Annotated in this window: 14 protein-coding genes and 1 riboswitch; of the genes, 3 read left to right on the plus strand and 11 right to left on the minus strand. The window is 37.1% G+C overall.

Annotated elements, in window-relative coordinates:
• The first annotated feature begins 19 nt into the window (after positions 1–19).
• A complete protein-coding gene (locus UGRO018_RS09410) occupies positions 20–607 on the plus strand; it encodes a sugar O-acetyltransferase (protein WP_416326234.1) in 588 nt (195 codons plus the stop codon).
• A gap of 58 nt (positions 608–665) precedes the next feature.
• Here the strand turns inward: UGRO018_RS09410 and UGRO018_RS09415 are convergent, their stop codons facing one another.
• The 11 genes from UGRO018_RS09415 to UGRO018_RS09465 all read right to left on the minus strand — a co-directional run bounded on the left by UGRO018_RS09415 (position 666) and on the right by UGRO018_RS09465 (position 13,304).
• Positions 666–1,157 (minus strand): PTS sugar transporter subunit IIA, encoded by a 492-nt coding sequence (locus UGRO018_RS09415; RefSeq protein WP_416326235.1) that lies wholly within the window; start codon positions 1,155–1,157, stop codon positions 666–668.
• Positions 1,158–1,418: 261 nt separating this feature from the next.
• Complete coding sequence (locus UGRO018_RS09420) at positions 1,419–2,318, minus strand: LysR family transcriptional regulator (RefSeq protein ID WP_416326236.1); 900 nt, start codon at positions 2,316–2,318, stop codon at positions 1,419–1,421.
• 111 nt (positions 2,319–2,429) lie between these two features.
• Positions 2,430–4,358, minus strand: a complete 1,929-nt coding sequence (locus UGRO018_RS09425) for a glucose PTS transporter subunit IIA (protein ID WP_416326237.1) — start codon at positions 4,356–4,358, stop codon at positions 2,430–2,432.
• Positions 4,359–4,395: 37 nt separating this feature from the next.
• Positions 4,396–5,634 (minus strand): neutral/alkaline non-lysosomal ceramidase N-terminal domain-containing protein, encoded by a 1,239-nt coding sequence (locus UGRO018_RS09430; protein WP_416326238.1) that lies wholly within the window; start codon positions 5,632–5,634, stop codon positions 4,396–4,398.
• Positions 5,631–6,890, minus strand: a complete 1,260-nt coding sequence (locus UGRO018_RS09435) for a hypothetical protein (protein WP_416326239.1) — start codon at positions 6,888–6,890, stop codon at positions 5,631–5,633. Before UGRO018_RS09435 ends, UGRO018_RS09430 begins: the two co-directional genes overlap by 4 nt.
• A gap of 42 nt (positions 6,891–6,932) precedes the next feature.
• The gene (locus UGRO018_RS09440) at positions 6,933–7,967 is read right to left on the minus strand and encodes an amidohydrolase family protein (protein WP_416326240.1); all 1,035 of its coding nucleotides are present in this window, start codon (positions 7,965–7,967) and stop codon (positions 6,933–6,935) included.
• Positions 7,968–8,182: 215 nt separating this feature from the next.
• Positions 8,183–9,853 (minus strand): formate--tetrahydrofolate ligase, encoded by a 1,671-nt coding sequence (locus UGRO018_RS09445; RefSeq protein WP_416326241.1) that lies wholly within the window; start codon positions 9,851–9,853, stop codon positions 8,183–8,185.
• 13 nt (positions 9,854–9,866) lie between these two features.
• On the minus strand, positions 9,867–11,099 hold the full coding sequence (gene purD / locus UGRO018_RS09450) for a phosphoribosylamine--glycine ligase (protein WP_416326242.1): 1,233 nt from the start codon (positions 11,097–11,099) through the stop codon (positions 9,867–9,869).
• Between the two features lie 59 nt (positions 11,100–11,158).
• Positions 11,159–11,261: riboswitch (purine riboswitch) on the minus strand.
• 181 nt (positions 11,262–11,442) lie between these two features.
• Positions 11,443–12,186 carry a hypothetical protein gene (locus UGRO018_RS09455; RefSeq protein WP_416326243.1) on the minus strand — a complete coding sequence of 248 codons (744 nt, stop codon included), beginning with the start codon at positions 12,184–12,186 and terminating at the stop codon, positions 11,443–11,445.
• The gene (locus UGRO018_RS09460; protein WP_416326244.1) at positions 12,183–12,845 is read right to left on the minus strand and encodes a hypothetical protein; all 663 of its coding nucleotides are present in this window, start codon (positions 12,843–12,845) and stop codon (positions 12,183–12,185) included. Before UGRO018_RS09460 ends, UGRO018_RS09455 begins: the two co-directional genes overlap by 4 nt.
• Before the next feature lie 12 nt (positions 12,846–12,857).
• Positions 12,858–13,304, minus strand: coding sequence for a LytR/AlgR family response regulator transcription factor (locus tag UGRO018_RS09465; RefSeq protein WP_416326245.1), 447 nt, complete (start codon positions 13,302–13,304; stop codon positions 12,858–12,860).
• A gap of 267 nt (positions 13,305–13,571) precedes the next feature.
• Here UGRO018_RS09465 and UGRO018_RS09470 point away from each other — a divergent pair, with 267 nt between their 5' ends.
• On the plus strand, positions 13,572–14,030 hold the full coding sequence (locus tag UGRO018_RS09470; protein ID WP_416326246.1) for a hypothetical protein: 459 nt from the start codon (positions 13,572–13,574) through the stop codon (positions 14,028–14,030).
• Positions 14,031–14,633: 603 nt separating this feature from the next.
• On the plus strand, positions 14,634–18,179 hold the full coding sequence (locus UGRO018_RS09475) for a SpaA isopeptide-forming pilin-related protein (RefSeq protein WP_416326247.1): 3,546 nt from the start codon (positions 14,634–14,636) through the stop codon (positions 18,177–18,179).
• The last annotated feature ends 208 nt before the right edge of the window (positions 18,180–18,387 follow it).

Raw genomic sequence — 18,387 nt, forward strand, 5'->3', positions numbered from 1 at the left:
AAAGAAAGAAGAGGATCTTATGATGACAGAAAAAGAAAAAGCAGCTGCTGGTTTATTATATGACGCAAACTATGACAAACATTTAAAAGAAGAACGTGGAACATGTTTAGAGAAATGTTACGAATATAATCAGTTACACCCTTGTGAAAAGGAAAAAAGAAAAAAACTTCTAAAAGAGATTTTTGGTAAAGTTGAGGGTAGCATTCATATCGAACAACCGTTTCATTGTGATTATGGCTATAACATCGAGGTTGGCGATAATTTTTATATGAACTACAATGGCGTGATCCTTGATTGCGCTAAGGTTACTTTCGGACATGATGTCTTTGTCGCACCGAATTGTGGCTTCTATTGTGCCGGTCATCCTTTAGATGTCGAACAAAGAAATCAAGGATTGGAATATGCTTATCCGATTACGGTAGGAAATAATGTTTGGATTGGTGGAAATGTTGTCGTCCTTGCAGGTGTTACGATTGGCGATCATACAGTCATCGGTGCAGGTAGTGTTATAAATAAGGATATTCCTTCCGGTGTCATTGCAGCTGGAAATCCTTGTAAAGTTATTCGTACAATTACTGATGAAGATAAAAAGAAGTATTGGAAATAGATCATGCTAAGCATGGTCTTTTATATTAAAAAGAGTTCTCCTATAGAAAACTCAATTCTTATATATCTTTCTTTATTGCAAGTAACAATTCATCTTTTACAAGTACAGAATCCTCTTTTAATAATTTAATGGAAGCAAACTCAGGTGTATTTGTCACAATTAATAAAATCGTAGGATCAAAATGATTAGAAAGCATCATCTCTCGATCAATTTCAAGCATACGTTTTCCTATTGTGATCTTGTCATCCTTATGAATATGACTAATAAATCCGGTTCCATTTAACAAATGTGTATTCACACCGATATGTAACAGAATATCCGCACCGCTATCGGCTTTGATAGCAATTGACTGACAGGTTGGAAAGATTCCTTTGATGACACCATTTACAGGAGCATATATCGTATTTTCCAATGGTTCGATAGCAACCGTTTTTCCCAGTTTTTCACTACGGAAACTATCATCATCTATTTCTGATAAATCCTTAAGTTTCCCTCTAACCGGACTATAAATCAGTATTTTTTTCTCACCGGGCTTTTTAAAAAATTTCATCATTTTCTACCTCAATAAAGATTTCTCTCAATCAAACTTTCCCTTATTTTTTAATTACCATACTATTATACTCAGCTCATAAAGGAAAAGCAATCTATATTTGAAATATCACATAAAGTAGTCCAAGAAAGAGTTTGTAAAGCAGAAATATCATAAAAAATCAGTGTTTTATCTAATCTTTCATTCAACAAATGCAATAGCTAAGGCCCTTTGCTTTTTTCTACATTAGCACACTACGAAGACAATTAGAATAAAACCTATTTATTGCGTACGATCAGTTTTCATCTTTTGTAACTGCACACACTCAATAAAATGTTTTGCGGCAATGGTTAGTTCTTTCTCTTTTTTATAATACAGTTTGATATCTGTTGTAATAGCTGGCTCAATATCAACAATTTTAATTTTATCGCTTGATAAATATTCGATTGGTTTTCTCATTAACAAGGATATTCCCATGCCTTTCTCAATCAAATCAACTATATTTTCAGCTCTTTGTCCCGTAAAAGCAATATTAGGTATGAAGCCTGCTTTTTGACATTCATCAAGACAAATATGATATAACATAGTATTAGGTTGCAATAACAGAAAATCCTCGCCACGTAATTGTTCAATTCGTATTTTCTTTTCTTTCGCAAGTGGATGATAAGCTGGTAAAACAACAGACAATGTATCATTGGTAAAAGCAATCTTAGTAAATTCATCATCATCACTTTTGCTTTCCCGTATAAAGGCTAACTCGCATTTATCTTGGCGCAGCATCATTTTTAAATCAAAAGAATCTCCTTCAATTAAATTAACCGAGAACTTCTTATTTTCTTGTTTGAATTTGATGATGATATCTGTAATACGATAAGGTGCCATTACCGGAATGGAGCCAAGCGTAATGGTCTGATAGATATCTTCTTGCTTATTGATCAAGGCTGTTTTATATTCATATTGTACACGTGCGATTTCTTTTGCATATGTTAGAAATGTGCGCCCGTATTCATTTAGGTGAACTTTTCGTGTGGTTCTATCAAATAAGGTAACACCAAGCTCATGCTCTAATACTTTGATATGTTTAGATAAAGAGGACTGTGAAATAAAAAGTGATTCTGATGCTTCCAGAAAGTTCCCTACTTCTGCTAAAACAACAAATTCACGAATATAATTCAATTCCATAAACCACATTCCCTTCTGCTTTTATACATTAGTATTATACCATATCTGCTTCCATTCCTTAAAACAAAACAGGTGGTTAACCTTCATCACCACCTGTTTTTAACATTGTATTTACTCTTCTCCTAATTTTATTGCATTTTCATCTTTCTTATCTCCGATGAAAAGGGCAGCTGCTAATGCTAATATAAAACTTACAACAGCTCCAATACATAAACCGATAAATCCCATATCAATACCATTTGGATTGATAAAGCATGGTAGACCTAACGGACCTGAAGCTCCAAATGCATATAATTTTGCACCGCAGAAACCGGCAATCATAGATCCTATACCGGCAGCAAGGAAACATGAGAACATAATTTTCTTTCTTGGGATCAATACACCATATAGAGCTGGTTCATTTACACCAAAGAATGTTGAGAATAAGGCTGGTACAGCAATATTTTTTTCTTGTACAGATTTGGTACGTATGATCACACCTAAGACCGCACCCATACTTGCTAAAGCACCTGAGAAAATCAATGGATTGATAATATCATAACCATAAGTTGCGATATTTACATTAAACATCATAATGATAGGCATATGTAATCCAAACATTACAAGAACAGACCACAAAGAACCGATCACTAATCCTGCTATACCTGCATTTAAGTTGATGATAAGTTGGATTGCTTCACTTAATAGACCTTGTATGAACATAGCAATTGGTCCGATTATGACAAATGCTAAAGGTACGGTGATCATTAATGTTAGGAAAGGCACGAAGAAGGAACGAATCATAGCTGGTAAATGTGTATTTAAAGCTTTGTATATTTTCGCTGCAACAAATACGATTAATATGATTGGAATCACTGAACCTGCATATCCTGCTCCTGGTAATAAGACAGGAATACCTAAGAATTCAGCATATACATTTGATTCAAACAAAGTTCCTTGGAATACGGTATATAAGACATCCTGTGAGGATAACGCTGAAATTGCTGGATAAGATAAAACAGCACCTAACGTAATTCCATATATTTCTTTGATACCGAACTTCCTAGAAGCAGAATAACCAACTGCTATAGGAAAGAAATAGAATAGTGCATCACCCATGGAATTTAAGATGGTATAGGTTCCACTGGTATCACTTAACCAACCAGCCAATACTACAAGTTTCAATAAGGCTTTGATCATACCACTTGCCATTAAGATACTTAAGATTGGTTGGAAGATTCCACTCATCAAAATTAAGAAACGTGATAGTAATCCTTGCTTTTTCGTATCTGCATCCTCATTGATCGTTAGTGGTTGCTCACTTTTGAAACCACCGATTTGGATTAATTCACGATACACATCTTCCACGTGGGTACCAATAACAACTTGATATTGGCCTCCTGTCTGGATGATTTTCATAACACCTTTCATCTTACTCAATACTTCGGTATTTGCTTTTTCTTCATTTTTCAATTTAAAACGTAAACGAGTAACACAGTGGGTAACGCTAATAACATTATCTTTTCCTCCGATATGTTGAATGATATCTTCACATAAAGTTTGATATTTCATGATAGTCCCTTCTTTCTGTTTGTTTGCATCTTTGTATCGTATGATGTTACTTTCTCCATGTTTTACTGCTTTGCCAAGTCCCTCTATCGTATAGGTAAAGGATGCTTGATTAGTCATGATCATGGGAGTAATTAAGTCGATTTGTTCTTTTTCCATGAAAGTACGATCGATCTTCAAAAGTGGTGTCCCAACTTCTACATGTTGTCCTTCCTCTACAAGTGTCTGGAATCCTTTGCCATTTAGATTTACCGTTTCTACACCTACATGTAATAATATTTCCAAACCTTCATCGCTTATCATTCCGATGGCATGTTTGGTTTGCGCTACCACCTGTATCGTTGCATTACAGGGAGCATATAAGGTATCCCCCTGGTATTGAAAAGCCACTCCATCTCCCATAATCTTATCTGAAAACATGTCATCCGGTACCTTGGATAAATCTACACATGTACCATCTACAGGAGCAACTAAATATGCTTCTTGTTTCATACATCCTCCTTGGCTACGTAGATAATTTACGTATCCTTTATGAATTTGATAATAATCTTGATGCTTGTTTCAATTTTTCTATTAATTTCTCCGCTTCTCCTTTTGGTACCTTACAACCAATTGTTTCAAAGGATAATCCATATTCTTCTTTTGGCATAAAGTACTCATAATACCCGTTGGTATAGCCAAAGATCAGTCCAAGATTTGCACATGCTTGTTTTAAGGCAATTCCAAATGCAGATCCTAGTTCTCCAGGGAAAACGAAGAATTGCATTGCCCCCATATCGATTACACTACATTTCGCATCTAAATGAAATTGTGTAACTTCTAATTCTTTCTCCAGATTATGTATTCTTTTTTTGATTTGATTGCGTGTCTGTTCATCCTCTTGTTTCGCAATGGTTTGTTTCAAGTTTTGTATCTGCTCATTTATTTGTGTATGTACAAATTCCATATGATGATGTATCGTATGAAATATTGTAAGATATCGTATATCTTTAAATGATGTTGATGTTTCTACCGGTATGGCGGCAATTTCCTGAGCAAGCGCATTGGAAACCCGTGCTAACTCTGCGAAATCATTTCCTTGTCGCTCATTACGATTACTACAATCACCGGCGGCTCCTACGATCATTGCTGGATAGAATCCAAAAGATGGATAAAGATGTTTACTTACTTCTCCTGCTAATTCACTTGTTAATTGCGTGTTTTCTGCACTGATAACAGTAGAATGTACTGCCCAATTGATCAAACCTGCAAAAGCATTTCCTTGTAAGTCATAGAACTTCACGACGATGACTTCATTGTCTGCTAATTCTCCTGGATGATTGCGATTACCATAATATCCGACAATCGTTTCTTTTCCATATTTCATGGTTGCTTCTTGTTTATTCTCTTTGCATTCCATATAACTTTTTACTATTGTTTCAAGGAAAAAATCATAATATGCTTGATCGAATTTTTTCGTATACCAACCTTTATGGTAGGAAACGATAGAAGAGTGATCATGGGTAGCACACAATAAGATAAGATCTCGTTCAATACCAAATTGATCATGTAACATAGTTTTGACATCTTCTGCCATTTCTTCTTCAAATTCAAGTACATCCGCTGAGAAAACAAATACTTCTTTATCCTCTTGTTCAAACAATAAAGCATTACAATAAATATCATCATGAACACCGGTAGCCGGTTCATAGCGGTTATCACTACGATACCCAATCAAGTAAAATTCATTTTGTGGTGTAATACAGTGTCGTGCGTGTCCTATCTTCATCTTTTTTCCCTTCTTTCTATTCGATCTTTCATGTTGTATAATTGATGAATAATTTCATCTCTTGCTTGTTCTGCAGAACCTTTATAATAATGTGAATTTCTCGCTTCATAAGTGAAGTTATCATAGGATGTAGCATCTGGCATATATTTATCTCCACCATCGACCATCGTTATGACAAAGGTAAGCGCAAAAGGTGACGCCTGTTTTATTTGCATAGCTGTAGAACTGCACAGTTCCGGTTTCATAGCCACGATTGCAATATCGTGAAAACATATGCAAACAAATGATGTAGTATGCTGTTTTGTTTCTATATATGTATAAGTCAAAACCGGCTGCATAGAATGAATATCTTCTATTCGCTGTTGTCCTCTACATGATAAAGTGATGAGAGAATCATACATCATAGAAGCCGAATCTTTTGTTATCTTCGTTTGTAGAACGCTTTTTCCTAATTGTTCTCCATAAAGTTTTAGATACCTACGGCCCTTTTCAGCATCTTTTTTTTCTATAAGCTGACCATTTTCTACCACCATGGCACAAGCTTTTTCTTTTGGCATCTGATCTCCTGCTGCTCCTAGACAATATAACGCTATCGCCTGACTATGTTGTTCAATATAAGAGGAAGAAGCTCCATACAAATCTCCACTTACAAATTCATCGCCATGTTCCATAATAGATGGTTGCGCATCATAGCTATATAGATAAGCAAGGGTAATTCCATCTAGTGAAGTGAATTGTAAGACAGGAACCTGTTTATCTGAAATACCTGCCTCATTTTTACCCAGCCAATAACCAAATGGTGTGGGCATATCACGGTTTACATTACAATCACAATATCCTGTTCCATAACCTATTTGAACTTGTTGAACGGTTTTCTTTACCTGCTCGCATGCTTGTTGAAGTGCTTCTTCTATTGCATGAGCCAACATTTCATTTTTTTTATATAAATTTGCATCTTTTTGTAAAGCTTCTAAAGAACGAAGATGAGGTGCAGAGAAGGTATGTGTGACACATAGCAGAACATATTGTGCTTCTACACCGAGATAAGTTTGTATGATTTTCTTTAGTACTTTCATTTCATACTCACGAAGTGATGTTAATTCAATCGATACGATAACATATGCTATATTGCCATGAATATAGGCAACACGTACATGTAGATCATCCTGTACACCATGGAATTTTTCAATCGGAAATAATTCCTTAGGCAACCGGATCTTTGCCTTTCCAAAACCTGCATATATGCCTTCCTTCATTTTGTTCACCTCTTCACTTGTTCATTATATACGAAATATACGTTATTTATCTTCAATATTGTAGATTCGTAATGCATTTTGATATAAAATCATATCTTTTTCTTCTCTTGTAATTGCCAGACTTTCCACAAATGCTGTACCCTGTGTCAACCATTCTTTTTTTACCGGATAACTTGATCCAAATATAATGTGATCTGCCCCCAATACGGCAATCGCACATTCTAACTGATGTTTTCCCCAAGGTTGTGCATGTGACATTTCAAAATAAATATGTTTTTTGAATTGCGTTTTGATATCATCAGCAGATTCAAATCGATTCACACTGGCTTCTTTTTCTTTGTGAGGAAAAAGCATATGTTCTAACGCAAAGAATCCTCCTCCAAGCATGGAATGTACAAAAGTTAAATTTGGATATTTATCAAAAAAGCCACTGAATAGTTCTCTACAAATCGCTGTTGTTTGGTCAACACATCGACCATAAGAACGGCGTAGATTATTGTACTCATACAAACTATCATATTGTACAGGTACCGGTGTATGGTGGATGTATACAGTTGTTTTCTCTTCGTTCAGCTTCTCAAAGAATTCTTTGAAGAGATCATCATCTAAATAGTAATCACCATAATGTGCACATAGTTGTACACCTTTAAACCCCATTTCTTTACAACGATTTAATTCTTCAAAACATGCTTTTGATGCATAAGGTGGCACTACGGCCATTGGGATGCATCTCCCTTTACTTTTTTTGGCATGCGCATACATACCGTCATTAAATTTTTTACATGTGTGTAAGCTCATCCACTCATGACATCCCGGAATTTTCATAATTGCTTTTTCAACCTTTGCTTCATCCATATCCGCAAGTTGTTTTTCTAAGATGTATTCACCTTGAATATAATTTAAGTTGTGGTATGATGTAGGTTTCTCTATAGCGATTTGATGAATACCTGAATCTTCATTTTTTATGAAGCGAGCATTCATACCATATGCTTTAGGAACTTCTGCCAAGAATTTTTCTGCTTCCTCTTCTTGAAAGATGGATTCTGGAAGCCAATACATATTTGCATCTATTACCATTTCCTTACCTCCTACTTGTATTCTAAATTAAAATGTAAACGGTATCAATTCGATAATCAGCATTATTTATTCCGTTACAGAATAAATAATAGCCGTTTTTATCCCATTTTACACTTAAAAGAATGATCCAGAAGTTCCATCAGTTATAAAAATCTTTTTATCAGAAACATTGAAGTAGAAAAAAAGACCACAACAATGTGTGGTCCTTATAGGAATTAGAATAAACCTACGATATGTCCTTCTTCATTGATATCCATTTGATTTGCGGCTGGTGTTTTAGGAAGACCCGGCATGGTCAAGATCTTTCCGGTCAATGCGACAAGGAAACCAGCACCAAGACTTGGTCTAAGTTCACGTACTGTGATCGTAAAGCCTTTTGGCGCACCATATACCTTAGCATCATCAGATAAAGACATCTGCGTTTTTGCCATACAAATTGGCATGTGATTCCAACCTAAATGATTGTAAAGCTCAATTTGTTCTTTTGCTTCCGGTGTAAATTCTACTTGTGCTGCACCATAAACTTTTGTCGCAATGGCTGTGATCTTTTCTTCAATGGTTTCTTCCACATCATATAAAGGAGCATAGTGATTTGGCTGATCACAAAGCTCTACAAGCTGTTGCGCAAGATCAATGGCACCTTCTCCACCTTTTGCCCATACTTGAGATAGGCTCATTGGATGTCCATGTTCCTTACACCAGTTCTGTAATGCTTCCACTTCTGCAGGAGTATCTGTCGCAAACTCATTGATCGCAACGATATAAGGTAAACCGAATTGTTTGATGGTATCGATATGTTTCGCTAAATTTTCACATCCGGCTAGCATTGCTTCTACATTTTCTTCTTTTAGATCTTCTAATGCCACATTACCATGTTGCTTCAATGCACGAATGGTAGCCACGATCACAACAGCATTTGGTGTTAATCCACCAAAACGACATTTGATATCCAAGAATTTTTCTGCTCCTAGATCAGCCCCAAAACCCGCTTCTGTTACAGTATAATCTGCTAATTTCAAACATGTCTTAGTTGCTAAAATAGAGTTACATCCATGTGCGATATTCGCAAAAGGACCACCATGGATCAAAACCGGATTATGCTCCAGGGTCTGTACCATGTTTGGTTTGATTGCATCCTTCATCACCATAGCCAATGCACCTTCAATGCCTAAATCTTTGACATAGATCGGTTCATTTTTGGTATTGTATGCCACTAGCATATTACCCAAACGTTCTTTCAGATCCATCAAAGATGTAGATAGACATAACACTGCCATTACTTCACTTGCTACTGTAATATTAAAGCCATCTTCACGTTCTACACCATTTGCCTTTGGACCTTGTCCGATTTCTATTCTACGTAAGGTTCTATCGTTCATATCCATACAACGTTTCCATGTTACATGTGTTATATCGATATCCAATTCATTTCCTTGATGAATATGATTGTCTAAACATGCACTAATTAAATTATTTGCAGTTGTAATAGCATGCATGTCCCCTGTAAAATGCAAATTGATATCCTCCATTGGAACAACTTGTGCATAGCCACCACCTGCAGCTCCACCCTTTAAACCGAAGACCGGACCGAGGCTTGGTTCTCGTAATGCAATCATCGTTTTCTTCCCGATACGATTCAGTGCATCTCCTAAACCAACGGTTGTTGTTGATTTTCCTTCGCCTGCCTTCGTTGGGTTGATCGCTGTAACCAATATCAGCTTACCATCTTCTTTATCTTCATTTCTATGTAACAGATCCAAAGAAACTTTTGCTTTATAGTTTCCATAATATTCAAGATCTTTTTCTTCTACACCAATTTTTGCGGCAACATCTTTGATATGTTCCATTTTGCATTCTTGTGCAATCTCTAAGTCTGTCTTAAACATATTCTTATTCCTCCTACATATCTTTCTTTCCGATATCATGACGATAGAACAATTGATCACATTGAACCTTTGCTACATCAGCATACGCTTTATCATACGCCTGTTGTAAAGTATCTTCTTGTGATACGACAATCAAAACACGACCACCTGCTGTCACAAGCTCTCCATCTTTTTCTGCAGTTCCCATATGGAAGATCATAGAATCTACATCATCTAAACCTTTGATAACAGCATCTTTTGTGCTTGAAGCAGGATATCCATCACTTGCCATAACAACACCAAGTGTTACACGATCATCCCATTCTAATTCTGTCTTCGCATGGTTCATGATATTTTCTACCACATCACAGAAATCACTCTTTAATCTAGGTAGGATAACTTCTGCCTCAGGATCTCCGAAACGTGCATTAAATTCAATTGTTTTGATTCCGTTTTCCGTTAACATCAAACCACCATAAAGGAATCCGGTAAATGGATGACCTTCTTTTACCATTGCTTTTGCCATTGGTATCATAATAGAATGCATTGCATCCTCAATGATTTCAGGTGTAATCTTACGTACTGGAGAGTAAACACCCATACCACCGGTATTCGGTCCCATATCTCCATCAAATGCACATTTATGATCTTGCGCAACTTGCATTGGCAATACGATATCATCACAGACAAAACAAATAAGAGAAAATTCAAATCCCACTAAACATTCTTCAATGACAACTTTGTTTCCGGGAATATCAAAAGCGATATCCAAAGCATCCAAAGCCTCTTTTAAGGTATATGCTACCGTTACCCCTTTTCCTGCTTTCAATCCATCTTCTTTGATAACGATAGGTGCTCCTTCACTTTCTACATAATGAATGGCATCCTCTTTATTGTCAAATGTTTGATAAGCTGCTGTCGGTATTCCGTATTTCGCCATAATGGCTTTTGCGAAATCTTTGCTGGACTCTACTTGTGCCGCATCTTTTGTTGGTCCGAAAATCTTCAAACCTTCCTTTTGGAATGCATCAACCACACCTAAACTCAAAGAGCTTTCAGGTCCTACAATCGTCAAATCGATTTCCTTTTCTTTTGCGAAAGCCACCAAACCATTTACATCACTGTCAGAAATATCGACGCATTCTGCCAGATCTTTCATTCCCGGATTTCCCGGAGCTGCATAGATTTTATGTACTCTTGCACTTCTGCTTACTGCATGAACAAGGGCATGTTCTCGCCCACCTTTACCAATTACCAATACTTTCATTGTCCGCTTCCTTTCCTACTCAAAATAAAAACATGAAAAGTTAAAGTAAACCTTTCATGTACTTGAAAAGATTTACTTGTAGTCCGCTGATTTACGGTCAGCAGGTAGAGACGCTAGTCAGCCATATTCTGATGCTATACAAGTTTGTTACCACATTTATTTTACTTTATTTTTCTTACTTTTACAATGTGAAATCAGGTAATCCTGCATTTTATTGATTGATTTCTTTACATCCTTCCATACAACTCTAAAAAATCGAGTATCCTTTCAAAAAACCGAAAACGCAAATACCATAGATTGCTCTATCCATTGCTTTTTTACGCATTTATTTTATTTCATACAATTAATTAGATAACACATAACTAGCAGATGTACCATCTAATCCTATGCTATCTTTTGTGATTGAAATTCTACCATCACCATATAACACCGTTTTTGATCCATCTTCCATCACTGTAAAACGTATAGATGTTTCAAAACGATCGATATCCTTAGGTAATTGTTCTACCTGAATCACAAAGCTATCTTTCCCATCTTTTGTTTCCTTAGTAATACTTGCCGGTATCTTTGGATTCGTAAATTCGGCTTTTATGATGCTTTTCTCTTCTACATCCACAATGATACGATAGACTCTATCATTATGTTCGATACGATCTAATGATATCAGCTTCACACTAGGAGTAGTAACGAGTTCATAATGATGCATACCGACATCAACTGTTTTTTCTTGTCCGAATTCCTTATAACGCACTTTAGAAAATTCTGACGCATTTTGTTTTGTGACATTCCATAACATTGTCTTCGTATGCTTTTTCTGTAGAAATCTCCCTTCTGTTACTTCATCGATAAGATTCAAATGATAAGCCGGTTCTACTTGTTTCGTTGTTTTCACATCATCAATTCCCTCAACACTGATCGTTTTGATTCCATGATAGGTAATCGCCACATGAAAGCTTCTACCCAACTGTTCTTGCGGTTCACTCATTACCAGATATACGCTGTTTCGTTCAAAGGTAACCGGCTTCATATAAATATAGGTTGCACCAATCAGTAATACAAGCAGAATCGCAATCACTATTTTTTTCATAAGATGATACCTCCATTCTCTATTTTTATCTTCTTATGAAGTTCTACCGGATACAGGTTCTCACCTTCACAGAAATTGGTAATCGTAATGTCCATATATATAGCATCACAATGTTGTTCCCATGTACCTTCAAAGAAGATAGAAAGTGTGCCGTCATCTATGGAATTCATAGACACATCACTGGATGCCCCTCCTTCACTGATATGAAAAACTTCATTTTTTTGAGGTTCTCGATTCAGCTTATACTCTAAGATAAATCCATAATGTTTTCCATCATTTGCATAATAAACCGTTACATTCTCTTCTATCTTTTTGATTTCTAAAGAATAGGCTTCACCGACTTTTTCCGGTAACATGTCCTCATACATTTTCTTTTTATCCTCTTTCGTCAACGTCGCAAAAGAAACTCGATCAAGTAGATTACATTCTTGAGGTTGTGAATCAGAAGGTGTAATGATTGCGACAATGATCAAAACAATGGTACTTAACAATAGATATAACTTCATGAGTTTATCAGGTTCCATTGCCTTCACACGTTTTCCTTCTAATACTTGATTGATCTTTTTCTCATAATATCGTCTATAGACCTTATATAACAAAATACCGACGATCACACAAATCAATAACGCTATCAAAACGATCTGAATACGGTTTTCCATTTCCTTCACCTCCTAGAATCCCATTTCTTCTTTGAAATGATAATAATAACTTCGTGATACTTCGATTTGTTCTTCATTACTCAAAAGAAGCACAAACTTCATATTCAGACTTGTCTTAATGCGACGGATATCTTTTTTATTGACAATAAAAGCTTTATGAATTCTTAAAAATCCCTTTTCATATAAGCTTGCTTCTAGCTGATACATGGTTTCTTTTATTTGATATCGTCCTTCTTTTGTATGAACATAAACGATGTTATTACTTGCTTCGATATAAATGATATCATTCACAGAAATACGAAAGTATTCCTCTTGATCTTTGACCAATAACACATTATGCTCATGATGTAACTCATATAAAACAAATGGTGCATCATCGCTATATTCAATTTCATTTTTATTGATTGCGGTTTTGATAAGTTCCTTATTTTCTTTTGTTGCGATCAATTTCAACTTCATAGTTATCACCCCTCATAGCCATTAAATTTACTAGCTTTTCTATCTCTTTCCTTTTCACCTACAGTTTACCTTACCCCTCTTAGAAAAGAAAGGAAAACCAGGTATCCTACAATACAGGAGAATAAGATGCACTACCTTATCATAAGTGATGAATAATTCCTATCTATTGGGCATATGAATGCATAGTAGGCATAAATTTTCAAAAAATGAAAGATGAATGAAACTTTTTAGACCTTAAGAACGTTATATCAATAGAAGGTGATCTATATGAAAGAAACGAATAAAATAACACGTATCTGTTGTATCAGTTGGATCTTATGTATCTGTAGCTATTTATGTGCCATTTTGATACGATCTTATATGTATTCCACAATGATGATTAATAATCAAATTGAAGAGTCTATCATCCAACGCATTGATTTTTTAGATACCTTGATTCAGCTTATCTATGATGTTTTTATCATCCTCATGCTTTCTACTTTTCTTTATTTAATAGAACGTTTTCTTCATGCATCCCTAAAAAAAGACTGTTATTTTACAGGATTGACCCTCATCACCTGTATGCTTCTTTCCTTACTAAGTGTCATCCTTTTTGAAATCCCTAAAACAACAGCATTCGCCCCTTTTCAACTCTTTCCACACTTTTTCTTTTTTCTGGCGATTTTGGCCATAATGAATGTGCTTCGAAAACGCCATGATGCTATTCACACTCATAATTTCACATAGAATTCAGGTATCATTCGGTAGAATCCAAAATCAAAAAGAATTATAATAAAGAAGACGAAAGGAAGTTTTCACATGTTGGGTCAAATCATTTGTATATCCATTCTTTTAAGCTTGCTTCAATTCTTTTTCTATAAGAAAAAGGTACATAAACTAATTTTTTATATCCTTCCTACCATAATGATTTGTTATATGATCTTTGTTATTTTTCATACTGTTAGAGAACAGGCATTGATCAACACTAGTTTTCCACTTTCACTTAAAGTTTTAGGCATGCTGTTACCTTGCATGATTTCGCTTATTTTGATGATCATTTGTGACATAAAAAAACAGTAAAATCTTGATTATCCCCTAAAACACTGTATCTATCGCACTATCAAAGGATTGCAACCATTCATTTTACTACTTATTTACTACTGACGAATGAGCCTTGATACGCTGATATTCTGTGATATGCAAAGATATGGTACAGCACATCCGTATTGAAACATCAAAATTGAATAAAGCATATAGACTACGGAACGCCTAAAAAGAAGCGTTCCTTTTCTATTTTCAGCCGTTCAGAAATGGACGGCTATTTTATTACCCAAACGAAAGGAGCATTACATGAAGAAAATATTTAAACGGTTGCTGACTGCTACGCTGACACTGGCAACCCTCTTTACCTCATTACCAGCTACGCAGGTACACGCTTCATCAAACAGTGTTGTCCGCTTGGAAAAGCACCCGCAATACAGCTATGAGTTTGACAACAGCTATCCTGCACCATTCAACTATAAATCTGGCTGGCAAAGCTGGTGGACGTTCCACATGAATGTAAATGCAAGTGGAATGGAAAAGATTGTCTACTGTATGCAGTTCAGTATTCCATGCAATACAGGCGACCAGTACAACCATCAGAATACACATCCAGATATCAACGCCAAGGAACAGAAGCTATTACAGCGTGCCTTGGTCTTTGGCTACAATGAAAATACAGGCAACCTGTATGGTGGCTCATGGCTTGACAATGCTATGGCAACACAAGCAATGGTGTGGGTCATTACAGGCGGTCAATATGGTACGTCATGGGAAAGCAGAATTGCAGACAATCTTCTGCAAGACAATCCAACCGCACGCAGTATCTACAATCAAATTCGTGCCAACATGGAAAGCTATGACACTATCCCCAGCTTTACGACTTCCAGTGCTGGCAGTGCAAAAGATTATGAAATGAAATACAACATGAATACAGGCAAATTTGACTTGACACTAGAGGACAGCAGAAACGCATTGAAATACTTTGACTTTTCCGCTTCTGGTGTGAGTGTACAGCGTAATGGTAACAAGCTGGTATTATCTGCACCAACTGAAAAGCAGTTCGACACCATCACATTGAAAGCCAACAAGAACTTGCCAAAAGACGCTTTACCGTCTTTGATTTCTGGTACGCCCGAATTTTGGTACAACCCTACACAGCAGAATTTCACTTCATTAAATGTGAGTGGCTCTCGTGAAGCTGTACCAGCATATTTCAAGCTACATACAGAAAAAATCGGACATATCAAATTAAAGAAAACGTCCGAAGATGGTATTGTAAGTGGATTGCGTTTTCAGATTACAGGAAACGGCATTGACCGTATCTACACCACAGATAAAGACGGCAATATCCCTATACAAAACCTTGTTGCTGGTGATTATGTCATTACCGAAGTAGATACACCGAACAAATACGTTCAGCCACATACACAGGTGGTAACAGTCAAGCCTGCGGAAACCACAGCGGTAGACTTTAGCAATGTTCTCAAAAAGTTCAATATCCATGTCACAAAGTCGGATGAGGAAACAGGTAGCGACCAACAGGGTGACGCAACCCTTGACGGTGCAGAATATGACATCTACAACAGTCAAGGCGACCTTGTAGACCATATGAAAGCTGACGGCAAGACTGCCACAAGTAAATTGCTGGTCTTAGGTACATACAAGATTTATGAAGTCGTACCGCCAACAGGCTACACCTTGAATAATCAGCCTATCACTGTCACTGGTGACTTTGAGGGGCAGACTGTGGAAATCGGACGAGCTGACACAGGTATCACCGATAGAGTTATCAAAGGTCAAGTCGCAGTCACAAAGTTTGCAGACAAGCCACTGACTGGAAACAGTGAGGACGGCGGTATCAAACAGCCTTTAGAGGGTATCGAGTTTACGTTGACCTTGAAAAGTACAGGTGTTGAAGCCTGCAAGATTACGACTGACGCAGACGGCTACGCTATCACACCTTTACTGCCCTATGGTGTCTATCGTATCGAGGAAAGCAAAGGTGCAGAGGGTTACAGAAAAATTGAGCCTTTCGACATCAGGATTGACAGCAACGGTAAGATTTACAAGTATATCCTAGAAAATACCGTCTATGAAACAGAGGTAAAAATCATCAAGAAAGACGCTGAAACTGGCAAGGTCATTCCGCTTGCTGGTACACAGTTCAAAATCAAGGACAGTGCTGGTAATTGGGTAACACAGAAATACAACTACCCGAAACCAACGACCATTGACACATTTTCCACTGCCGAAGATGGAACGCTGGTACTTCCACAGTCCTTGCCTGCTGGTGATTATGGATTGTATGAAGTCAAAGCACCATACGGCTACACAGTATCAAAAGAGCCTATCCCTTTTACCGTATCTGCCAGTGACCCATCTACCATGCTGGAAGTCACAAGCAGAAACAAGCCAGTCAAAGGAACGGTCACAATCGAGAAGCAAGGTGAGCGTTTTGTCGCAAGTGACAATATCGGTACGGAATTAGGTATCATGTTCTCGCCCATCTATGAGTTAAAGAATTTAGAGGGTGTGACCTTTGATATCGTGGCGGTTGAGGATATCACCACACAGGACGGTACAATCCGTTATGAACAGGGTGAAATTGTTGATACCATTACCACAGGAAAAGACGGCAAAGCGACTTCAAAAGCACTGTACTTAGGAAAGTATCAAGCCGTAGAAAAAAGTACATTAGATGGCTTTGTGTTAGACGGTACGGCACACCCATTTGAATTGACCTATCAAGACCAAGACACAGAGCTTGTGACAACTTCCATGTGTCTTGAAAATACACGCCAAAAAGCTAAGGTTTCCTTATTCAAAGAGTATGAAACAGCAGGAAATCAAGAATATAACCCATTATCAGAAATCATATTCGGGTTGTATGCTCGTGAAGATATCCTTACACATGGCGGTGATATCGGTATCAAAAAAGGCTCATTCATTGAAGCAATCAGCCTTGACGAATTAGGAAACGGAAACATCAGTACCGACCTGCCAGCAGGAAGCTACACCATCAAAGAGATAGCAACAGGAAAAGGCTACCTGCTTACTGATACAGCTTACGACTTTGATTTTAAATATATGGGGCAGGAAGTGCCTTACATTCCTATCCATGTGAATGACGGCAAGCCTATTATGAATAAGCTCATGCGTGGCAATCTTGAAATCACAAAAACAAGTGAGGACAAAAAGGTTGAGGGTATCAGCTTCAAGGTATCTGGTACAACGGAAATCGGTACAACCTTTGAAGAAATCTACAAGACAGATAAAGACGGTAAAATCAGTATCAAAAATCTGTTAGTAGGCACTTATGAAGTATCAGAGGTTGTAGACGATTTGACAGTCGGTTATATCACACCAGAGAGCCAGACCGTTACTATTAAACATGATGAAACAGCAGAAATCAAAATGGAAAACAAGCTCATTCATGGTGGTTTCAATCTGTTAAAAACAGACGAGGACAAGAAGCCTTTAGCTGGTGTCAAGTTTGGCTTATATAAGGCAGATGGCACACCACTGGTAGAGTTTATCACTGGTAAAGATGGCACATACAGCATGAGTGATTTGTTGTATGGCGACTACTACCTAAAAGAGCTGGAAACGGTGAAAGGCTATGAATTTGACAAAGAAGCTGTATATGCGTTCAGTGTATCAAAAGACGGTGAAATCATTGAGATAACAGCCGTCAATAAAAAGATACCAGAAACACCAGTTACTAAAACAGACAGTCCGAAAACTGGTGATACAAGCAACGCTACCGCATTACTGCTACTGCTTGGAATGTCTGGAATATCTTTAGCAGGTATCAGCTTCATTCAGTACCGCAAGAAGAAAAAAGCTGAATAGCAGGTGGTGAGGATATGAACACCACACGTTCCCCACCGTTTTAATTAAAAGGAACAGCCAACACATGGCTGGTAACACCCTTACTTCTGCTTAGTGACCGCCTTTCAGTATGAATGGAGCTTGTCAAGGGTGCTGAAAGCACAACGCTTGCCCTTGATAAGATACAGGCATACTGGTACTCTGTGTCACGCAGAAGAAAGAGAAACAA

The organism is Hoskinsella mucinilytica (assembly GCF_045223415.1).
Taxonomy (GTDB): Bacteria; Bacillota_I; Bacilli_A; order Erysipelotrichales; family Erysipelotrichaceae; genus Hoskinsella; species Hoskinsella mucinilytica.

What these genes read in the sequence shown, in the direction of transcription:
- UGRO018_RS09410 (WP_416326234.1), top strand. Translation starts at nt 20, where the DNA reads ATGATGACAGAAAAAGAAAAAGCAGCTGCTGGTTTATTATATGACGCA.
- UGRO018_RS09415 (WP_416326235.1), bottom strand. Translation starts at nt 1,157, where the DNA reads ATGAAATTTTTTAAAAAGCCCGGTGAGAAAAAAATACTGATTTATAGT.
- UGRO018_RS09420 (WP_416326236.1), bottom strand. Translation starts at nt 2,318, where the DNA reads ATGGAATTGAATTATATTCGTGAATTTGTTGTTTTAGCAGAAGTAGGG.
- UGRO018_RS09425 (WP_416326237.1), bottom strand. Translation starts at nt 4,358, where the DNA reads ATGAAACAAGAAGCATATTTAGTTGCTCCTGTAGATGGTACATGTGTA.
- UGRO018_RS09430 (WP_416326238.1), bottom strand. Translation starts at nt 5,634, where the DNA reads ATGAAGATAGGACACGCACGACACTGTATTACACCACAAAATGAATTT.
- UGRO018_RS09435 (WP_416326239.1), bottom strand. Translation starts at nt 6,890, where the DNA reads ATGAAGGAAGGCATATATGCAGGTTTTGGAAAGGCAAAGATCCGGTTG.
- UGRO018_RS09440 (WP_416326240.1), bottom strand. Translation starts at nt 7,967, where the DNA reads ATGGTAATAGATGCAAATATGTATTGGCTTCCAGAATCCATCTTTCAA.
- UGRO018_RS09445 (WP_416326241.1), bottom strand. Translation starts at nt 9,853, where the DNA reads ATGTTTAAGACAGACTTAGAGATTGCACAAGAATGCAAAATGGAACAT.
- purD (WP_416326242.1), bottom strand. Translation starts at nt 11,099, where the DNA reads ATGAAAGTATTGGTAATTGGTAAAGGTGGGCGAGAACATGCCCTTGTT.
- UGRO018_RS09455 (WP_416326243.1), bottom strand. Translation starts at nt 12,186, where the DNA reads ATGAAAAAAATAGTGATTGCGATTCTGCTTGTATTACTGATTGGTGCA.
- UGRO018_RS09460 (WP_416326244.1), bottom strand. Translation starts at nt 12,845, where the DNA reads ATGGAAAACCGTATTCAGATCGTTTTGATAGCGTTATTGATTTGTGTG.
- UGRO018_RS09465 (WP_416326245.1), bottom strand. Translation starts at nt 13,304, where the DNA reads ATGAAGTTGAAATTGATCGCAACAAAAGAAAATAAGGAACTTATCAAA.
- UGRO018_RS09470 (WP_416326246.1), top strand. Translation starts at nt 13,572, where the DNA reads ATGAAAGAAACGAATAAAATAACACGTATCTGTTGTATCAGTTGGATC.
- UGRO018_RS09475 (WP_416326247.1), top strand. Translation starts at nt 14,634, where the DNA reads ATGAAGAAAATATTTAAACGGTTGCTGACTGCTACGCTGACACTGGCA.